Raw genomic sequence first — 17,113 nt, 5'->3', positions numbered from 1 at the left:
CATTGTGTCGACCGACCGGGAGACGCTTCACCGGGTGAGCCGTGAGGTTCCGTTCGGGCCCCGGTCGGCCCGGGTGAAGGCAGTCATCATTCCGGCCGATGGCTCGGTAACCATGCCGTTGGCTCTGCCGAACGCGAATCACTACAAGGCAGAGGTCAAGCAGGCCGGCCGATGGATTCAGGTACAGCGCATGGATATGGAGGACGCAGCGTGAGCACGCAGGTTGAGCTGTACGGCCCGATCGGGGAGGCCGTGAGGACAGTTGCTCCCAAGGTCGAGACTGATCCGGTCGGCATCTACATGGCGACGCTCAGCCTGTGGTCCGCTGCCATCAGTGGCACGGTCACGGTGGAGGGCCGTGCACCCCTCCTCTGGTCCGCGTTGGTCGCTAAGACTGGACGCGGTAAGGGCACTGCGCTCCGTGCGGCCAAGCACATAGCAGGGCCGGGCCTCGGTCGGTTCCTGGACACCCACACTGCCTCTGGCCTTACCTCGGGGGCCTCCCTGGTGAACGCCCTCTATGAGGCCCAGGAGGCGTCTGCCGAGACCGAGCATGGCACTGACGTGCGCCTCTTTGTGGAAGAGGAGGAATGGCAGGAGACGCTTCGACGCGTGAAGCGTGACCCCTCTTTCACGGGCAAGCTGCGGTTGGCATGGGATGGTGCGGCGCTGCGGAACATGACGAAAGAGGGCCCTCAAGAGGTCCGGGAGCCTCGCATGGTGTTCCACGCACACTGCACCCCGTCTGACTGGAACAAGTACGTCAGTGCCGATGAGGCTGCGGGCGGCTCGTACAACCGCATCCTGCCTGTGATCCTGGGTAGTGCTCACCTGATCCGGAAGCGGTCGCCCCTGCCTCATGTCGACCCGTTCTCTGAGGCGTACGCCTGGGCCACGGCCAAGCCTCGCGTCATGGTCATGGACGCGTGGGCGGAAGATCTCTTCTTTGTGATCCGTCGTTACGGCTCCATCCTGTCTGAGTCTCTGCCCGAGGTGGAAGCTGCGATGATCCAGCGCACAGCAGAGCAGACCCTCAGGGTCGCGGCCTGCCTCGCAGTAGCCGACATGACCGAAGTCATCACTGAGGACGTGCTGTTGGCTGCCTTTTCGTTGGTGCGCCGTTCCGTGCGTGACGTCCTGGTCCTCACCCTTGGGCAGGCGACTGCCGCCAAGGCCCCCGTGAGGACGCTTGAGGAGAAGGTTCGGGAGCGCATTGCCAGCCTGGGAGGTAAGGCGTCCTCCAGTGACCTGCTGCCGTTCCTGCGAGTGTCCAAGGCCGCCGTGGAAGCCATCCCGGGCATCGTGATGAGCCAGGCCCGCAACGGGAAGCAGGGCCGCCCGGTCACGTTCTACTCGTTCGGGGGAAAGCAGGAGCCGGCCAGCTCGGAGAGTGGCGCTCGGCCGGTCGTGGCTCGGGCGGTTGCTGCCACCAAGGCCACACCCAAGCGGATCACCGTTCGCATCCCTGCCCAGGCTGCGCCTGTGGAAGTGCAGGCTGATAACCCGTTTGCTGCCTTGATCTAGTGACGCTCGGATGTAAGGCCCCCGCTACGGCGGGGGCTTTCCGTCTTTTTAGAGTAAAACGTACCCATGACGACCTGGGGCAGTGCGGCGCTACTTGCTTCGCAGCGCGGCGTACTTATTCGTCTCAGCGTCGATGTTCTTAGCGATACGCTCCAGCTCCCAGCTGAATGGGCTTCTCCAATTATCAACGCCATGCTGAATTTTTACTCCGCAGCCGGAAAGCCGTTCCAGGCTGGCTCGAAGTTCACCGATAAGCTCCTGATGTCTAGCCGGTTCAATAGCCCAAGTCTTCACTGTCTCATTGGCGATCGGCAGCGCCTTTGTCAATTCTAGATGCGCTCGCCTAACCCGCTTACGCTCCTCTTCGACGGCCTTCAGTTCAGCGGCGCGATCCTCGTCCATCTTGACGTGCCGGAGCTGCTGCCTCTTCTCCCGGTCACCCTTCATGATCTCGACGCGGTGCCGGAGATCGTCAACCCAGATCATGGTTGCCTCAAGCGAGGCTTTCCGCCAAGCCGTGATCATTCCGGCAGCGAAGCCGAAGACCAGCGTGCTGATGAGTCCGGCCCAGTCGACCACGTGTCCCCCTATTGCGCAGTCAGAGTGTCCAGGAATCTTACTCCCGGGCACTGACAGTGCGCGTCTCTCTTGACGAGCAACATGGCCTACCCCTGCCAGCCACGGGGGACATCTTGCCGGGGCTCGGAGGCGTCAGCCGTGTAGCCGTCAAAGTGCACCTAGGCAGGCTTGGGCGTGTAGGTGGCTACTCGTTCCGCACCACCAGGGCGAAGGACGTGCAGAGGCGCCGGAAGCTGCCGTGTCCGGTCCGGCCGGTATGGCTCATGCACTCGACATCGACGGCGGCCCCGTCCGTCGACGGAGTGGCCTGCCAACCGCACTCGTATGTCAGGCACTCGGCCTCGAAGGTCACGTCAGCGTCCCGAACCTCAATGGTCTCAATGGCCTCAGCAGTCTCAACGGTCTCAGAACTCTTTGGCATGGGAGTCTCCTAGGCAAGAAAAATGCCCCGCAAGGGGGGCGTGGGTGAGGCGAGAGAGGGAGCCGGGGATATGAACCCTTCCCGGCAGAGGGCGAGAGATGTTGCAGCTACGTCAACGCAGGTGAAGACTGGAGAATGAGCGCCCGATGGTGTCGGACGTGCCGTCTCGAAGTGAGATTGAAAGGAGACGGTGATGTCGAACTACGACGATCTCAAGCATTTCGAGGAGTCGGCCGAATCGAATCGTGAATACGCTGAGCGCATGAGGCAGCGAAGGAGCGAAGCGCGGGCCAAGGGGGAATCGACCGGGTTTTATGACGACGAAATCCGTCGGGCCGAGGCGCGGGCCTCGAAAGACGCAGAAACCGCGATGAAGATTCGGGGCTGGATATATGCCGGTGCGCCGACTCCGAGCGACCCGAGTTCCGTCGCAAACAGGCTCCGCAGGGAGCTGGCTGAGATGGAGGATAGGATGAGGCGGCCGACGAGCGGCCCAGACTATTAGGGAGCATTAACCGGAGTGCTTGGCCGGGGAGGTACGAGCCCTCCCCGGCAGGGGCGGGTACGAATTCAGGATCACAGGGTGGGGCGGAGTGCCCGCCGTGATGAACGCGCCCTTCGAGGTCGCGCGGTCGCCAGTCCTCGGTCCCGCAGCCCTTCAACCGCTCTCCGGCCTGTGCCAATGACTACGCCGTACAGCTCGGCGAGTGCCCGTTCACTGGGCATGCGTGCTCCAGGTCGCGGCTTCCCTGTTGCCGCTTCGGGTGAGACGGGTCAGCTCCTCGCGTGCCATACGAACCCCCTGCGTGGTTGCCCAGGTTCGGCCGTCGCGTACGACGGCTGTCTTCACGAGCCCCCCTCTTCTCGTTCACTGATCAACCACTTATGATCACCGATCACAGGAATCATGCGGGGGGTACATCTACATGCCGACGGCACAGGGCAACCGCCCGCTGAGAACTATCGTTGACCGCTACGGCTGGCCGAAGGTGCTTCTCGTCGCCTGCATCATCGGCGCCTCGGGCGGTTGGATCAGCTCGCACGTCAACCACAACGACGGGCCGTCGGCCTGTGCGAAGCGGTGGGCTGGGGTGTCCGGCGTAAGCAACGCGGACGCGAACAAGATGGTCGAGTGTGACGACCAGATCGACAAGTGGTGTGCGAAGAACCACCCGGAAGATCCGGACGGCTGCTCAAACAACATCACCATCGACGGCGACGCTCGCAATGTCGGCAAGGACTGAAGCTGGTGTTTCTCAAGAGTCGGAGACGCCAACACCACCGGACTTGGACATGGTTGTGTGTGCTTGAGGCCAACGATGGCTGTTGCGTGTACTGCGGCGGGCCTTCACAGACCATGGATCACGTCATCCCGTTCTCGGACGGGGGAGCGGATGACATTTCGAACCTCGTACCGGTCTGCCACAGTTGCAACTTGAGCAAGGGCGACAAGACGCCGGCCGAGTTGATGATGGGATGGGATCTGCGCTCCCGGTGGAGCGGGAATGGCATAGCCCAGAAATCAGACCTCGGCGGTAAGAGCCTTCGGGAAATGTACCTGTCCGTACATGAAGAAGTGCTGAAGCTGTTCGATGATCTCGACACGGTTGCAGCCGAGATAGCAGACCCCAAACGCCAGTCGTGGTTCCTCTGGGCAACGCCGTGGAATTACCCCTACGACCTAGGCGTGAGTTGGTACCGCGCGTGCTATGCCGAGAAGATCGCAATGGCCAAAGCTGAGGGATGGCCGGACACGCGTCCCGAATGGCTCAAACGGACTAGCGCCTAAACAAAGAAAAGCCCCCGGCCCGAAGGCCGGAGCTGACTGACCGCCGCCGCCCGTCCGGGCGGGAGTCCAGGTCCCCCCAACCGCGGCAGGGGCTCTACTCGGCGCGAACGACCATGGCGAACGAGGTCCTGATACGTCGGAAACCGGCGTGACCGGAGCGGCCGGTGTGGCTCATGCACTCCACATCGACAGATGCCGACTCGGTGGAAGGTGTCGCCTTCCACTTGCAGTGCAGGCACTCAGCCTCAAAGGTCACGTCGGTATCCGGGTGCTCGGTGATCTTGTGCATCACGTACCGCATCGCCGTTCTGATGCTCACAGCCCACCCCTACGGCTCCGCGCGTTGGCCTCGGCAACTCTGCTGCTCAGTCCCTCTGTCGGCCCATTCGGCGGGGTCTTGTAGTCAGGACACTTCGGGCTCCCACACTCACACCGGGGCCAGCGCAAGGCCGAACTGGGCGCCATGTCGGCGCCTTCGGGGCCAGGATCGGCCTTATACACCATGAGCACGCCCCCTACGCCGAATGCATCGGAGAGACGGGAGAGGAACTGTCGGGCCTCACTGCTGCCCAGGTGATCAGCCGGTTCGGTGCCCCGCGCCCTGCTTTCGCCCATCACACCGCGCCCTCCCGATCGTTTCCGCGTCGATGTGCCGACCGTAGGAAGTGGCAACCGTCGGGCTCCACAAACTTGCACGAGCTTGCACGCCAATTCTCCTGGCTGGTAGCCGTATTGACGCTGTCTCTACAGGTCAACGAAGCTGATGCAAGCCCGAGCAAGCACCTAGACCAGGGAGCCAGCCATGGCCGTAGAGTTCATTGGAATCGACCCCGACACGGACCGGGACCACTGCCCCACCGTGTGGGCCGACGCCGAAGCTCAGGAGATCTTGTTGCAGGGGTGGAAGCCGAACACCGAGACTCAGGCGGACTGCGAGGCAAGCAGCCCCGCGAACGGTCCGGTGCCCGACAGCGAAGCCATCGTGAGGATTCCGGCCCGGATGATTCCGATGATCAGGGAGGCGTGTGATGCCGTCGAGCGTGCCCAGCTTCGCTGAGCTGCTTGGCCAGTGCGAGCGGTCCGCCGTCCACCTGGAGCTGCGTGACTCCTACGCGCCAACGGAGCGGTTCGAGGCATGGAAGCGGGGTGAGCGGATCAACTGGGAGGACCACGAATCCTGGTGGCACCCCTACGACCAGTTGATCGCGGACACCGTGGCCCGGGGTGTGGTGATCCGCCGGGCACGGGTGATCTCCGAGCCAGTATCGGACTACATCCGGTGGGAGCACTACGTCACCCGCGCCAACATCACGGCCGGTGAGGAAGTGCGATGGTTGCCCCGGCGACGGGCCACGAGCATCCCTCTGCCAGGGAATGACTTCTGGCTGTTCGATGGTGCGCTGCTCCGGGTGCACCACTTCTCAGGTGACGGCGCGGTGGTGGAGGACGAGATTACGGCAGACCCAGAAGCCGTGAAGCTGTGCTCCGCCGCCTTCGAAGCGGTTTGGGAGCAAGCGATCCCGCACCACCTATACAAGATCTGACGAAAGCCAGCTCCGTGCCCACACACCCGTCGTCACGCGTTCAGCAGGCCCGCGAAGAGCTGGCCGGCCGTCTGCGTGAGATCCGAAAAGATGCGGGGATCAGCGGGCGGGAGCTGGCCGTCAGGTGCGGTTGGTCAGAGTCGAAGTCATCCAGGATCGAGAACGCGAAGACGCCTCCCTCCGATAGGGACATCAGAGCGTGGTGCCGAGCCTGCGCCGCTGATGATCAGGTCCCCGACTTGATCGCGGCTAACAGACAGTCCGCCGATGCTCACGTACAGTGGAAACAACTCCAGCGGAGCGGCCTACGTCGCCTGCAAGAGTCCACAGGTGATCTCTACCAACAAACCAAGCTATTCCGGATCTACGTCTCCGACGTGATTCCCGGGTTCCTCCAGACGCCCGGATACGCCACTGCCCTGCTGTCATCCATCGCAGACTTCCGAGGAACCCCGGATGACGTGAGTGACGCTGTGGCGGCCCGCATGAGGCGTAACGGGGTGCTGAGCAATGGCACACGCCGGTTCTCGTTTGTACTGGAGGAGTCCGTGTTGCGGTACCGGCTGTGCAGCGCAGAGACGATGGCAGCGCAGCTTGGCCATCTGCTCGGGGTCATCGATCTCCAGAACGTTGCCGTGGGGATCGTCCCGTTCTCGGCGCAGCGGACTATGTGGCCGATGCCAACCTTCACGATCTTCGACGACACCAGGGTGCACGCGGACACGCTGGATGCTGCTGCCACCCTGACGCAGCCCAGCCAGGTCGAGTTGTACGCCCGAGCCTTTGACCGGCTCTCGCAGGTGGCCGCGAGGGGAGCAGCGGCACGTTCCCTGATAGCGGATGCGGTGGCCTCCCTCACGTGACAAGCGATGTCGGTGCACCCGTCGGTAGTGATCATGGGGAAATGCTGGGGGAGTACCTCCTGAAGGGTATGTTCGTGCAGGTCAACGCCATATGACCTGTAAAGCACCCAGATTTATGAAGGCACGAACCAAGTTCAGCGGATCGTCATGGCCCGCAACTTGCCGTAACGGCACGGGGTTTCGTCGCACCCTGCGAAAGGCGCCCTGCGGGGCGCCTTTCTGCTGCTCCGGCGCACCTTACGACCGGTCGGTCACATGCGGGCCGGGGCGGGCCGACGTAGGACGGAAGCACACGGGCCCGCCCGGGCCCCCGCCTCCACAGGAGGAGCCATGACCCAGTCCCAGATGATGCCGGCCCTCACCAAGCAGATGCAGGACTGCATCGAGGCCTGCATGAACTGCCACAGCATGTGCGAGGAGACCATGAGCTCCTGCATGCAGAAGGGCGGACAGCAGCAGATGCAGGTCATGCGGGCCCTGATGGACTGCTCCGAGACGACCCGCATGTGCGCCGACATGATGATGCGGCGCTCGCCCATGTCCGCCGAGATGAGCGTGCTGTGCGCCAAGGTGTGCGACATGTGCGCCGAGGCGTGTATGTCCATGCCGGACGACCAGCAGATGATGCGCTGCGCGGAGGCGTGTCGCCGCTGCGCGGAGATGTGCCGGGCCATGGCGGGCGCCGGTATGTGAGCTCCTGAAGCCAGCCGTCGAGGGCACCCGCGCGGGTGCCCTCGAGTGGTGCGCGGACGCCTCAGCCGTGTGCGCGGCCGGTCACCGCGCTCCCGTCACCAGGTGAAGCCTGGCTGGACGGGCATGCACGCGTCCTTCTTGTCGCCGTTGAGCACGGCCGCCGTGGAGGGGGCCTTCGTCGGCTGGGCGGGCGCCTTGTAGGCGGTACCGGTGCGCCAGTCGGCGCCCACGAGCAGCGTGACGCCGGAAACGTCGGTCGACTTGCGCACCTGCTTCAGCGGGATGCCGAGTGCCTTGGCCACCGCCTGGGCGTCGCCTTCCAGATCGGCGCTGGGGTACAGGACGGTGGTCTTGGCCTCCGTGGCCGGCGTGGTGTCCGCCGCGGCCTGGGTGAACCCCTTGCCCTGCAGGATCCCGGCGACCGCGCTCGCCCGCTGGGGAGCCGGGGCCTCGGTGTCGGATCCGGTGCCGTTGCGGACCTGCACCGAGATCTTGCCGTCCGGATCCGTCGCGGTCTTCGCCGCCGCCTCGGTGGCCTTGGGCTTGGCGCCGCGTCCGTCCAGCGCGGTGTCGTCGCGGACCATGGACATGAGCTGTTCGGCGTCCTCCGGCGCGGGCACGAGCCGGTCGTGGTCCTGCGACCACTGCACCGTCGGCAGCGTCGTCATCGTGATGCGCTTGGTGGGGACCTTCTTGAACTCCTCGGACAGGTCGTACAGCTTCGCGATCGTCCCCAGGCCCTCGTCGACCTTGAGGGCCTTCGTCGCGGTCTCCGCCAGGCTGCGCATCGCACCGGGATTGGTCAGCGTCGCGTTCTTGCGCATCTGGCGCACCATCGCGCTCATGTACATGTGCTGGGCGTGCGTGCGGCCGAGGTCGGTGCCGTCCTCGAAGCCGTAGCGGGTGCGCAGCCACTGCAGGGCCTGCTGGCCCTTGACGTACGTGGTCCCCGCCTTCAGCTTCAGGCCCGAGCCGTGCCCGTCGGAGGTGTGCGACCAGACGTTCTGTTTGACGCACACCGGGACGCCGCCGATGGCGTCCGCCATGTCGACCACGCCGGAGAAGTCGACCATCATGAAGTGGTCGATGTGGATGTCGGTCAGCTTCTGCCAGGTGGCGACGGTGCAGCCGGGGCCGCCGCGGCCCAGCGACTCGTTCGCCATGGCCAGGGAGAGCGCCGGGTACTTGTGGCCGGTGTGCGGGTCGGTGCACCGGGGGATCGGGATCATCGTGTCGCGGGGCAGGCTGACCACGGACATGTTGGTGCGGTCGGCCGACACGTGCACCAGCATCTGCACGTCCGCCAGCGGCGGACGGCCCACGTCCGCCTTGGACCCGCCGAGCTTGAGGTCCTGCGCGGTGTTCCGGCTGTCCGAGCCGATCAGCAGGACGTTCAGCGGCGTCTGGCCGGCGGCGTTCGGGGTCGCCTTGGGCACGTCGGAGTCGCCGAGGTTCAGCTTGTCCTTCTGGATGTTGGCGTTGAGGTGCTCGTAGTAGAGGTAACCCGCTCCGGCGGTGCCGAGTATGACGACCGCCAGGGTCAACGCCGACCAACGCAGTATCCGCCGCTTGGGGCGCGGTGGGCCGGGCTCCGCGCGGCGCTTGTGGCCGCGGTCGCGCCGGTGGTCGCTGCGCCCGCCCTCGGTCTCTCCCCCCATGCCGGGTCCGCCGGCGTGCCGGGCATGCGGCGCCGCCCCCTCCTGATCCACGCTGCTGCGTGTCATCTCCTACCCCTCCCGCCCTCGGCACCCCTACACCGCGGGTTCGTTGCGCGCCCACCGCCCTCCGCGGAGGCGTACGGCGCCCTTGTCGGTCTGTCTGTCGCTCGTGTGCCGCGGTGACCGGGCACAGGCCGGAGCGCGGGCCCGCCCCCGGTCGGTGCCGTGGCGCTGCCGCGTTTCCGCGCTCAGTTAGACGCAGAACTGAGCCCTGACGTCACGAGGTGCGGGTGACTTCGTCGGCGGGCGCCGAACGGCCCGCGGCGCCGACGAGTTCACGCACCCGGCGGGCCGGGCCGGGCGGATGCTTCGTCCGCCCCGTGCCGGTACCGCACGCCGGGGTGTTCCACCGGGCCCACCGGGCCGTGCCGTCCCCCCACCCACGGCCTTGTGCGTCCACGGTCGCTTCGTCCTCCGTCGGGGCCGTGCGACGAGTCGCCCCCCAGCCCCTCGATGCAGTCGGGCGAACGGTGCACGACGGCGCGGCCGTTCCGCGCCGGATCGCACACTATCCGCACAGTTCAGCGGCTGGACACGGCGATGACAAACCCCGGGCCCGGCCCGCCGGTCGATTGGCCCGATATCTCGGGAATGGACGGCGGGCCTTGATCGATGCTTTACCCCGCTGTGGACGAGCGGCTAGTTGCTGGAGACGGTGACCTTCTGGTCGTTGTTCAACTCGTCCACCAGCGTCTTGACCTTCGCCTTGTCCCAGACGAGGTTGCCGCCGACGGAGCCGGAGATCGGCATGTTCATGGACTTGCCGTCGCCGCTGCTGACGCCCTTCATCGCCCAGAACATCGACGCCAGGTCCCACAGGGACATGTCCTTGTCGACGATCAGGGAGTCCAGGCCGGCGCCCATGGTCGGGTACAGCTTGAACGGGTTGAGGATCGTGGACGGCGTGGCCACCTGGTGGGCCAGCGCCGACAGGAACTTCTGCTGGTTCTTGGTGCGCTGCAGGTCGGAGGCCGCGAACGCGTGCCGGGTGCGGACGAAGGCGAGGGCCTGGGCGCCGTTCAGGGTCTGCTTGCCGGCCTTGAAGTCCGCGCCCGAGTAGGAGTCCTTGAACCCCTTGTCGATCGTGATGTCCACACCGCCGACCGCGTCCACGATCTTGGCGAAGCCCTGGAAGCCGATCTCGACGTAGTGGTCGATGTGCAGACCGGTGTTGGACTCGATGGTGCGCACCAGCAGCGTCGGCCCGTCCTCGGCGTAGGCGGCGTTCAGCTTCTCCTGCCGGCCCGTGGCCGGGTAGACCTTCCCGGACGTCGAGCCCTTGTACGACGGGATCGTCACGTTCGAGTCGCGCGGCAGCGATATCAGCGTGTCGCCGTTGTCGCCGACGTGCAGGATCATCATCGAGTCCGTGCGCTTGCCCTGGGCGGAGCCGGTGTGCAGCTTCTTCTCGTCCGCCTTGGACATGCCCTCACGGCTGTCCGAGCCGACGATCAGGTAGTTCGTGCCGGAGCCCGACGCCGGCCGGTCGATGACCTTGGACAGGTCGACCTCGCGGCGCAGCTTGGAGTCGGCCCAGAAGTAGGTCGCGACGGATGTGACGACCAGCACGGTCGCCAGCGTGATCGCGGTCCACTTGATCCGGCGCCGCCAGTTCGGGCGCGGCCGGTACCGGCCGAGCTCCGGGTCCGGGTCGTTGTCGTTGGGTACGAAGCCGCCACCGCCGCGGCCGCCGCCGTACACCTGCCCGGTGTTGTAGCCGCTGTCGTACTCGCCGGGGCCCGCGCCCTCGTCGTATCCCCGGCCGTCGACGTACGACGGCTGCTGCGGGACGCCGGCCCCGTACGGCGGCGCCGACGGGCCGGGGTCGCCGTAGGAGCGCTGCCCGGGCGGTACCGCCGGGCCGCCGCGCCGCACCTGACGCATCACGCGGGCGTTCTCCGGCTGTGCGCCGGCACTGCCGCGTCCGTAGCGCGGGCCGCGGTTGTCGTCGGACCATCCCTCGGGCCAGTCATTCATGCGCCCCAGTGTGCAGGGCGTCGGTGTGAGGCTTACAAGGGCTGTCGGAAAATAAGGTCGGCGCTGTTGCGAAGCTGACACAAAATCCGCGAATGTCACTTCGGCATAAGGTGGAGGGCATGACAGACCAGGTCACGGACGCGAATCCGGACACCGAACCGGACATTCCCGGCAAGCCGACGTCCGCCTCGCGCACCACTCTCAGCCACATCATGACCCACAACGACACCAACCTCCTGGGCACGGTGCACGGCGGTGTGATCATGAAGCTGGTGGACGACGCGGCGGGTGCCGTGGCCGGCCGGCACTCCGGCGGCCCCGCCGTCACCGCGTCCATGGACGAGATGGCGTTCCTGGAGCCGGTCCGAGTCGGTGACCTGGTCCATGTGAAGGCGCAGGTGAACTGGACCGGGCGGACCTCCATGGAGGTCGGCGTCCGGGTCCTCGCCGAGCGCTGGAACGAGTCGGCCCCGCCCACCCAGGTCGGCTCGGCCTACCTGGTCTTCGCGGCCGTCGACGCCGACGGCAAGCCGCGCCGGGTGCCGCCGGTGATCCCGGAGACCGATCGCGACCGCCGCCGCTGCCAGGAGGCCCAGATCCGTCGCACCCATCGCCTGGCCCGCCGCCGCGCGATCCGCGAGCTGCGTGAGAAGCGAGCGGCGGAGGGGTTCGAGGACTAGCAACTCCCGCCCGGGCCGGGCGCGCCTGCTGGGTCACGAGCCGGAGCCGGAGCACACCACCTCGTTGCCGCGCACCGCGGTCCGCTGCGGCTGGGCCGGGTCGTCGAAGCGGACCTTGTGGACGTCCTTGAAGTCCGCCCCGGCGGTCACCCTCAGCATCGGCCCCTGGCCCGGCACGGCACGCAGCTCGGCACCCGGCAGGGCGGCGGCGAGGGAGCGGGCGGAGCGGTCCCAGCGGGGGTCGTAGGAGATGACCGTGTGCGGCACGTGCGCGGGGGCGGTCACCGGCTGCCGGGTGGTGGCGAAGCCGGTCGCCGCGAGCGCCGCGTCGACCCGCTTGGCGAGCCCGGCCGTGCCGGTGCCGTTCGCCACCAGGACCCGGATCTGCCGGGGGTCCACCTCCACCGGCGCCACGGGTGCCGGGGCGGGGCCGTGGTGCGGGGGGTCCACGATGAGCGGCTTGTCGTCGCGCAGGGCCGTGAAGAGCTGGTCCGACCTGGTCTGGTCCCACTTCAGGGTCGAACCGATGCCCTTGACGTCGTAGTTCATCTGCGCGATGGGCACGGTGGTGAACTCGGAGGAGGACGGGGAGAAGTTCCGCATGGCCCGGCCGAGGTCGAGCAGCTCGTCGGCGCCGAGGCTCTCGTCGGCGCGGACCGAGCCCAGCACCGCCCGGGTCACGTCCCGGAACCGCATCGGGTTCAGCAGCACCCCGGAGGAGGTGGCCCGCTCGATCAGCGCGGCCAGGAACCGCTGCTGTCGCTTCATCCGGCCCAGGTCGCTCGTCCCGTCGACGTGCCGGGCCCGCACGTACTGCAGCGCCTGCCCGCCGCCCAGGGTGTGCGTGCCGGGCGCGAGGTCGAGCCCGCTGTAGGAGTCCTTCAGCGGGGTCGTCGTACAGACGTCGACGCCGCCGAGGACGTCCACGGTCTTCATGAAGCTGGTGAAGTCGACCTCCAGATAGTGGTCGATCTTCAGATGGGTCATGTTCTCGATCGTGCGGACGGTCATCTGGGGGCCGCCCTCGGAGTAGGCGGCGTTCAGCTTGATCGGGTGTGCCGCGCGCTGCCGTCCGGTGGCCGGATCGGCGCCCGCGGGCACCTCGGCGTAGGAGTCGCGCGGCAGGCTCACCACGGTGGCCCGGTCCCGGTCGTCCGAGATGTGCACGATCATCATCGTGTCGGTGCAGTGGCAGGGCGCCCCGCCCAGCCGGTACTCCCGCCGCTGCCGCTCGGTGATCCGGTCGCGGCCGTCGGTGCCGACCAGCAGGATGTTCATGCCGTGGCCGGCGCGCGGCCGGTTCTTCATGTCCTTGAAGGCGTCGATCCGGGCGATCCCCGCGTCCAGGCTGCTGACGACCGCGTGCCCGATCCCGGCGGAGGCCAGCACGACGACCGACAGCGTGCTCACCGCCCGCATGGCCCAGCGGGGCCGCCGGGGCGGCCGTACGGACCGCGCGGGCCGCTCGGGCGGGCGCGGCACGCTGCGGGGCGGCTGCGGTCGGCGCTGCGGACGCGCAGGAGACCGGGGCGGGCTGGCCAAGGGGACACCTCCGGACGAGGCCGTACGTGGGATCCGTGAGCACCGTAGGCCGATACGATCTCCAGCCCGGACTTACGCCCCGGCGGCGCGCACCGGTGTCCCCCGTTCGCGGTAACGTGAGCCCCCTATGAACGCCAAGCCCGACGTGCGGCTCCCCGCTGTATCCGTGATCATGCCCGTCCTCAACGAGGAGCGGCATCTGCGCGGGGCCGTCCAAGCGATCCTCGCGCAGGAGTACGCCGGCGAGATGGAGGTCGTGATCGCCCTCGGTCCGTCCACGGACCGCACGGACGAGATCGCGGCCGAGCTCGTACGCGAAGACCCGCGCGTGCACACCGTCCCGAACCCGACCGGGCGCACTCCCGCGGCGCTGAACGCGGCGATCAAGGCCTCCCGGCACCCGATCGTGGTCCGCGTCGACGGTCACGGCATGCTCTCGCCCAACTACATCGCCACCGCCGTCCGCCTCCTTCAGGAGACCGGCGCGCAGAACGTCGGCGGCATCATGCGCGCCGAGGGCGAGAACGACTGGGAGCACGCCGTCGCCGCCGCGATGACCTCGAAGATCGGCGTCGGCAACGCCGCTTTCCACACCGGTGGCGAGGCCGGGCCCGCCGAGACGGTCTACCTCGGTGTCTTCCGCCGCGAGGCCCTGGAGCAGCAGGGCGGCTACAACGAGGAGTTCATCCGCGCCCAGGACTGGGAGCTGAACTTCCGGATCAGGGAGGCGGGCGGCCTGATCTGGTTCTCGCCCGAGCTGAAGGTCTCCTACCGTCCGCGGCCCTCCGTCCGGGCCCTCGCCAAGCAGTACAAGGACTACGGCCGCTGGCGGCACGTCGTCGCCCGCTACCACTCCGGCTCCATCAACCCGCGCTATCTCGCCCCGCCGACCGCGGTGTGCGCGATCGCGGCGGGTGCGGTCGTGGGCGCGCTGGTGACCCCGGCGGGCTTCGTGATCCCGGGCGTCTATCTCGCGGCGATAGCCCTCGGGTCCCTCCCCGCGGGCAAGGGCCTGCCGCTGAAGGCCCGGCTGCAGATCCCGGTGGCGCTCGCCACCATGCACATGTCGTGGGGCTGGGGCTTCCTGACCAGCCCGAAGGCGCTGGCCAGGAAGGTCATCGCGGCACGCCGGCCGGCGGTGCGGGCGGGCGTCTCCTGACGGGAGCCGCGCCGCCCGCCGGTCACGATCCGGCGCCGCCCACCGCGGCGGCGTTCCGGACCGCGATGTCGATGCTGTGCCTGATGCCCGTCATCTTCTCGGCCTCGGTCCGGATGTCCCGCTTCTCATAGGCCGATTCGACGGCGAACCACGTACCCACGACGTTGTTCTTCCGTTTGCACGTGACGTCCGCGGAAGCGGTGGCCAGTTCGCGCCTCGGCGGTTTCGGGGAGTTCCAGGCCGGGTCTTTGACGGCGGCTTCCGGCGTCGGATAGGAGAATCCCTTGGCCTTCATGCACGCCGACCACTTGGCAAAGGCGGCCCTGAGTCTGGCGTCGGCCATGGACCGCACGTAGTCCTTGAAATTGATGTCGACCGCCGTGGGGGAGTCCTGGATGATTCCGCCGCCTGCGGTCAGCTTCTTCTCCGCCTCTCCCATGCAGCCGCCCTCGGGGATCCGGATGCCGTGGTACTTGCCGTCGGCGGGGGGAGCGGCCGCTCCCGGCGGGGTCGGCGCGTTCAGGCCGTGGCCCAGTACGGCTTCCATGTCCGCGGACAACGGCTTCCGGGACGGCTGCGCCGCGTTCGGTGCCGCCCGCTGGGGGCCGTGATAGCCGCGGCGTGCGGCGAGGGCGGGGTCGGTCGGGTCGTACCGATGGGCGGTCTGGTTCGACTTCTGCCGGTAGTCCGTCGTCGCCGGCTTGAAGTCGAACCCGAACCGCTTCATGCACGACGTCATGAGTGCCGACCTGGCGTTTTCGATCCGGGCGTTCTCCTGCGGGCTGATCAGGTACTTCTCGATGGGAAGCCGCTGATCGTGAGTGCTGTCGAGCATCGGCACGGCACCGACCCCAGGAGCACCCGCTGTCTGTGCCGGAGGGTTCGGTGTCGCCGACGTGCAACCGGTCACCGCGCTGCTCAGCGCCGCGATCACGGCGAGGACCGCGAGTCCGGCCGGGCGTTCCGAGGCCATGTGGGGCGTCCTTCGTGGGTGTTTCTCTGACGACGTGCGGACAGCGGCGTCCCCGCCCGGGCCGGTGGGGACGCCGCTGCTTCTGACTGGTCCCGCAAGGAACCCTTACGGGCACACCGCGTAGAAGTCGAAGCACTGCGACGCGTTGTTGTTCTTCAGCGTGGAGTTCAGGTTGGCCCCGGTCCCGCGCTTGATGTACTGGCTCGGGCCGCTGTTGTTCGAGTTGTAGTAGATCGTCACGCTGTAGTTGGTGTCGAAGTTGTACACCGACGCCGCGTTGTTCTTGACGTACAGACCGGCGCCGTTGCCGCCCGAGAAGGTGTACCAGTTCGGCGCGCCGTAGTTCTCGGGCGCCCGGCTGTTGCCGCCGTCGTCCCAGAACGTGGCGCCCGAGAAGTTGGAGTTGTAATAGATGCAGGCCCCGATGGTGCTGTTACAGGTGGCGGCCTCGGCGGCGGGGGCCGCTATGAGACCGACTCCGAGCGCCGCCGTGGTCAGCGCACCGGCGACGACCTTGTTGCGGATACCCATGAATTTCTCCTCCATGAAGGACGGCCGAACCGTCCGCGTACTTCTCGTTGCAGAAGCTGTGGCCGGCGAGGTCGTGGACGTTGGCGTCGGTTCCCCGGCCGGCACCGCCGTCGAGGGGGCAGCGGGACGGCGTGAATCAGCCGGTACCGATCCCCACCTGGGTCGACGTGCCCTCGTCTGACGGCGTGTCGACTGCGACAGCGGGCGATCTGATCACATGTCCGAACGTTCGTCAACAGCGTTTGCGTAAGGGATCACTGAGGTTTTCAGGCCCCGCACGCCGCATTTCGGCCACCGGTCGGGTGTGTGGGTGTCTCACCGGAGACGCATGGCCGGAAGCAGCAAATCCCGATAGGGAATTGCAGCAATCCGCCCTGCTGTAAACGGAGTTGACGCAGTGGCAGGTGCATGATCGAATGCGCCGCGGTTTCTTTTACGTGCCTGCGGCGAGTGGTCGTGGGCGTTCCATTCAGATCAGGGGGAACTCAAGTGCGTTCCACAATGCGCCGCATGGCACGTGCCGGGGTCGTGGTCGGGGGCGTCGGCCTCGCGATGGTCGCGGCCACGGGCGTCTCGAACGCCTACACCTACGACGGCAGCGACCCGTCCTCGACGGGCTGCGCCAGCGGCGCCACGACGGTGGAGTCCGCGACCGTCAGGAACAGCCAGGGCTCGGTCGGCACCATCGAGCTGCGCTACAGCGTCGCCTGTCACACGGCCTGGGCCCGGATGACGCTCAACCAGACGGCGGGCGCCTGTGGCAACGCCTCCGCCGGCTACGACTGCGCGCACGGCTTCGTCACCCGCAACAACGACGGCCGCTCGTACAGCTGCACCATCTACCAGGGCCAGACGCAGTGCTACACGCCGATGGTCTACGACAAGGGCATGACGTCGTTCGCCGAGGGAGTGAAGGACACCGTCTGGGGCCTCGCCGACGCCCGGACCGCCGCCTACTGACGGGGTGGTGAGCGGGACGGCTCCCGCTCATACGCCGGGGGGGGGCCCCCCCCGCGGGGGGGGGCCCCCCCCCCCGGGGGGGGGGGCCGCCCGGGGGGGGGGGGCCCGGGGCACCAAAATTGGGGTTTTAAAACCGAGTCAAGCACCCCGGAGGCGCCCC

The 17,113-nt window shown here is 67.3% G+C and carries 20 protein-coding genes and 1 pseudogene; 12 read left to right on the top strand and 9 right to left on the bottom strand.

Features of this window, described 5'->3' with window-relative positions; translation table 11 throughout:
- Window positions 1–34 precede the first annotated feature (34 nt).
- Entirely contained in the window at window positions 35–214 is a 180-nt protein-coding gene (locus AB0D93_RS05845; RefSeq protein ID WP_362113600.1) for a hypothetical protein, read from the top strand.
- Window positions 211–1,524 (top strand): hypothetical protein, encoded by a 1,314-nt coding sequence (locus tag AB0D93_RS05840; RefSeq protein ID WP_362113597.1) that lies wholly within the window; start codon window positions 211–213, stop codon window positions 1,522–1,524. The genes AB0D93_RS05845 and AB0D93_RS05840 overlap by 4 nt, the downstream gene beginning before the upstream one ends.
- Before the next feature lie 90 nt (window positions 1,525–1,614).
- Here AB0D93_RS05840 and AB0D93_RS05835 read toward each other — a convergent pair whose 3' ends face one another.
- Complete coding sequence (locus tag AB0D93_RS05835) at window positions 1,615–2,103, bottom strand: hypothetical protein (protein WP_362113594.1); 489 nt, start codon at window positions 2,101–2,103, stop codon at window positions 1,615–1,617.
- Window positions 2,104–2,287: 184 nt separating this feature from the next.
- Entirely contained in the window at window positions 2,288–2,524 is a 237-nt protein-coding gene (locus AB0D93_RS05830; protein ID WP_362113591.1) for a hypothetical protein, read from the bottom strand.
- A 193-nt stretch (window positions 2,525–2,717) separates the two neighbouring features.
- On the opposite strand from AB0D93_RS05830, the gene AB0D93_RS05825 reads away from it, so the two are divergent.
- Window positions 2,718–3,029 carry a hypothetical protein gene (locus tag AB0D93_RS05825; protein WP_362113588.1) on the top strand — a complete coding sequence of 104 codons (312 nt, stop codon included), beginning with the start codon at window positions 2,718–2,720 and terminating at the stop codon, window positions 3,027–3,029.
- A gap of 71 nt (window positions 3,030–3,100) precedes the next feature.
- On the opposite strand, the pseudogene AB0D93_RS05820 reads toward AB0D93_RS05825, so the two are convergent.
- A pseudogene (locus AB0D93_RS05820) lies at window positions 3,101–3,262 on the bottom strand (GntR family transcriptional regulator); the annotation flags it as partial.
- A gap of 188 nt (window positions 3,263–3,450) precedes the next feature.
- Here AB0D93_RS05820 and AB0D93_RS05815 point away from each other — a divergent pair.
- A complete protein-coding gene (locus tag AB0D93_RS05815) occupies window positions 3,451–3,768 on the top strand; it encodes a hypothetical protein (RefSeq protein WP_362113585.1) in 318 nt (105 codons plus the stop codon).
- Window positions 3,678–4,313, top strand: coding sequence for an HNH endonuclease signature motif containing protein (locus tag AB0D93_RS05810; RefSeq protein WP_362113582.1), 636 nt, complete (start codon window positions 3,678–3,680; stop codon window positions 4,311–4,313). Before AB0D93_RS05815 ends, AB0D93_RS05810 begins: the two co-directional genes overlap by 91 nt.
- A 94-nt stretch (window positions 4,314–4,407) precedes the next feature.
- Here the strand turns inward: AB0D93_RS05810 and AB0D93_RS05805 are convergent, their stop codons facing one another.
- The gene (locus AB0D93_RS05805; RefSeq protein WP_362113579.1) at window positions 4,408–4,632 is read right to left on the bottom strand and encodes a hypothetical protein; all 225 of its coding nucleotides are present in this window, start codon (window positions 4,630–4,632) and stop codon (window positions 4,408–4,410) included.
- A gap of 483 nt (window positions 4,633–5,115) precedes the next feature.
- Here AB0D93_RS05805 and AB0D93_RS05800 point away from each other — a divergent pair, with 483 nt between their 5' ends.
- From AB0D93_RS05800 to AB0D93_RS05785, 4 genes are all read left to right on the top strand, one after another.
- The gene (locus AB0D93_RS05800; protein ID WP_003990700.1) at window positions 5,116–5,370 is read left to right on the top strand and encodes a hypothetical protein; all 255 of its coding nucleotides are present in this window, start codon (window positions 5,116–5,118) and stop codon (window positions 5,368–5,370) included.
- The gene (locus AB0D93_RS05795; protein ID WP_362113575.1) at window positions 5,342–5,857 is read left to right on the top strand and encodes a DUF6879 family protein; all 516 of its coding nucleotides are present in this window, start codon (window positions 5,342–5,344) and stop codon (window positions 5,855–5,857) included. Before AB0D93_RS05800 ends, AB0D93_RS05795 begins: the two co-directional genes overlap by 29 nt.
- A gap of 14 nt (window positions 5,858–5,871) precedes the next feature.
- On the top strand, window positions 5,872–6,720 hold the full coding sequence (locus AB0D93_RS05790; RefSeq protein WP_362113572.1) for a helix-turn-helix transcriptional regulator: 849 nt from the start codon (window positions 5,872–5,874) through the stop codon (window positions 6,718–6,720).
- Window positions 6,721–7,050: 330 nt separating this feature from the next.
- Complete coding sequence (locus tag AB0D93_RS05785; protein ID WP_362113569.1) at window positions 7,051–7,413, top strand: four-helix bundle copper-binding protein; 363 nt, start codon at window positions 7,051–7,053, stop codon at window positions 7,411–7,413.
- A 95-nt stretch (window positions 7,414–7,508) separates the two neighbouring features.
- On the opposite strand, the gene AB0D93_RS05780 is transcribed toward AB0D93_RS05785, so the two are convergent.
- Together AB0D93_RS05780 and AB0D93_RS05775 are read right to left on the bottom strand one after the other, a co-directional pair.
- Window positions 7,509–9,137: an LCP family protein gene (locus AB0D93_RS05780; RefSeq protein WP_362113566.1), complete on the bottom strand. Its 1,629-nt coding sequence runs from the start codon at window positions 9,135–9,137 to the stop codon at window positions 7,509–7,511.
- A 633-nt stretch (window positions 9,138–9,770) separates the two neighbouring features.
- Complete coding sequence (locus tag AB0D93_RS05775; protein WP_362113562.1) at window positions 9,771–11,108, bottom strand: LCP family protein; 1,338 nt, start codon at window positions 11,106–11,108, stop codon at window positions 9,771–9,773.
- Window positions 11,109–11,227: 119 nt separating this feature from the next.
- Here AB0D93_RS05775 and AB0D93_RS05770 point away from each other — a divergent pair, with 119 nt between their 5' ends.
- Window positions 11,228–11,788, top strand: a complete 561-nt coding sequence (locus AB0D93_RS05770; RefSeq protein ID WP_362113559.1) for an acyl-CoA thioesterase — start codon at window positions 11,228–11,230, stop codon at window positions 11,786–11,788.
- Window positions 11,789–11,821: 33 nt separating this feature from the next.
- Here AB0D93_RS05770 and AB0D93_RS05765 read toward each other — a convergent pair whose 3' ends face one another.
- A complete protein-coding gene (locus AB0D93_RS05765) occupies window positions 11,822–13,207 on the bottom strand; it encodes an LCP family protein (RefSeq protein WP_362115041.1) in 1,386 nt (461 codons plus the stop codon).
- A gap of 250 nt (window positions 13,208–13,457) precedes the next feature.
- Between AB0D93_RS05765 and AB0D93_RS05760 the strand changes: the two genes are divergently transcribed.
- A complete protein-coding gene (locus AB0D93_RS05760) occupies window positions 13,458–14,489 on the top strand; it encodes a glycosyltransferase family 2 protein (protein WP_362113556.1) in 1,032 nt (343 codons plus the stop codon).
- A gap of 22 nt (window positions 14,490–14,511) precedes the next feature.
- Here the strand turns inward: AB0D93_RS05760 and AB0D93_RS05755 are convergent, their stop codons facing one another.
- Together AB0D93_RS05755 and AB0D93_RS05750 are read right to left on the bottom strand one after the other, a co-directional pair.
- On the bottom strand, window positions 14,512–15,462 hold the full coding sequence (locus AB0D93_RS05755) for a hypothetical protein (protein ID WP_362113553.1): 951 nt from the start codon (window positions 15,460–15,462) through the stop codon (window positions 14,512–14,514).
- Window positions 15,463–15,567: 105 nt separating this feature from the next.
- The gene (locus AB0D93_RS05750; protein WP_362113550.1) at window positions 15,568–15,993 is read right to left on the bottom strand and encodes a peptidase inhibitor family I36 protein; all 426 of its coding nucleotides are present in this window, start codon (window positions 15,991–15,993) and stop codon (window positions 15,568–15,570) included.
- Between the two features lie 510 nt (window positions 15,994–16,503).
- Here AB0D93_RS05750 and AB0D93_RS05745 point away from each other — a divergent pair.
- Window positions 16,504–16,953: a DUF2690 domain-containing protein gene (locus AB0D93_RS05745; RefSeq protein ID WP_362113547.1), complete on the top strand. Its 450-nt coding sequence runs from the start codon at window positions 16,504–16,506 to the stop codon at window positions 16,951–16,953.
- Window positions 16,954–17,113 lie beyond the last annotated feature (160 nt).

This window comes from Streptomyces sp. NPDC048191 (assembly GCF_040652655.1).
In the GTDB taxonomy this organism is placed as follows: domain Bacteria; phylum Actinomycetota; class Actinomycetes; order Streptomycetales; family Streptomycetaceae; genus Streptomyces.
The sequence above is the reverse complement of the archived record's forward strand: the minus strand, read 5'-3'. Positions and strand labels throughout refer to the sequence as shown.

What these genes read in the sequence shown, in the direction of transcription:
- AB0D93_RS05765 (WP_362115041.1), bottom strand. Translation starts at nt 13,207, where the DNA reads ATGCGGGCGGTGAGCACGCTGTCGGTCGTCGTGCTGGCCTCCGCCGGG.
- AB0D93_RS05745 (WP_362113547.1), top strand. Translation starts at nt 16,504, where the DNA reads ATGGCACGTGCCGGGGTCGTGGTCGGGGGCGTCGGCCTCGCGATGGTC.
- AB0D93_RS05795 (WP_362113575.1), top strand. Translation starts at nt 5,342, where the DNA reads ATGCCGTCGAGCGTGCCCAGCTTCGCTGAGCTGCTTGGCCAGTGCGAG.
- AB0D93_RS05780 (WP_362113566.1), bottom strand. Translation starts at nt 9,137, where the DNA reads ATGACACGCAGCAGCGTGGATCAGGAGGGGGCGGCGCCGCATGCCCGG.
- AB0D93_RS05755 (WP_362113553.1), bottom strand. Translation starts at nt 15,462, where the DNA reads ATGGCCTCGGAACGCCCGGCCGGACTCGCGGTCCTCGCCGTGATCGCG.
- AB0D93_RS05800 (WP_003990700.1), top strand. Translation starts at nt 5,116, where the DNA reads ATGGCCGTAGAGTTCATTGGAATCGACCCCGACACGGACCGGGACCAC.
- AB0D93_RS05750 (WP_362113550.1), bottom strand. Translation starts at nt 15,993, where the DNA reads ATGGGTATCCGCAACAAGGTCGTCGCCGGTGCGCTGACCACGGCGGCG.
- AB0D93_RS05830 (WP_362113591.1), bottom strand. Translation starts at nt 2,524, where the DNA reads ATGCCAAAGAGTTCTGAGACCGTTGAGACTGCTGAGGCCATTGAGACC.
- AB0D93_RS05785 (WP_362113569.1), top strand. Translation starts at nt 7,051, where the DNA reads ATGACCCAGTCCCAGATGATGCCGGCCCTCACCAAGCAGATGCAGGAC.
- AB0D93_RS05770 (WP_362113559.1), top strand. Translation starts at nt 11,228, where the DNA reads ATGACAGACCAGGTCACGGACGCGAATCCGGACACCGAACCGGACATT.
- AB0D93_RS05760 (WP_362113556.1), top strand. Translation starts at nt 13,458, where the DNA reads ATGAACGCCAAGCCCGACGTGCGGCTCCCCGCTGTATCCGTGATCATG.
- AB0D93_RS05815 (WP_362113585.1), top strand. Translation starts at nt 3,451, where the DNA reads ATGCCGACGGCACAGGGCAACCGCCCGCTGAGAACTATCGTTGACCGC.
- AB0D93_RS05775 (WP_362113562.1), bottom strand. Translation starts at nt 11,108, where the DNA reads ATGAATGACTGGCCCGAGGGATGGTCCGACGACAACCGCGGCCCGCGC.
- AB0D93_RS05825 (WP_362113588.1), top strand. Translation starts at nt 2,718, where the DNA reads ATGTCGAACTACGACGATCTCAAGCATTTCGAGGAGTCGGCCGAATCG.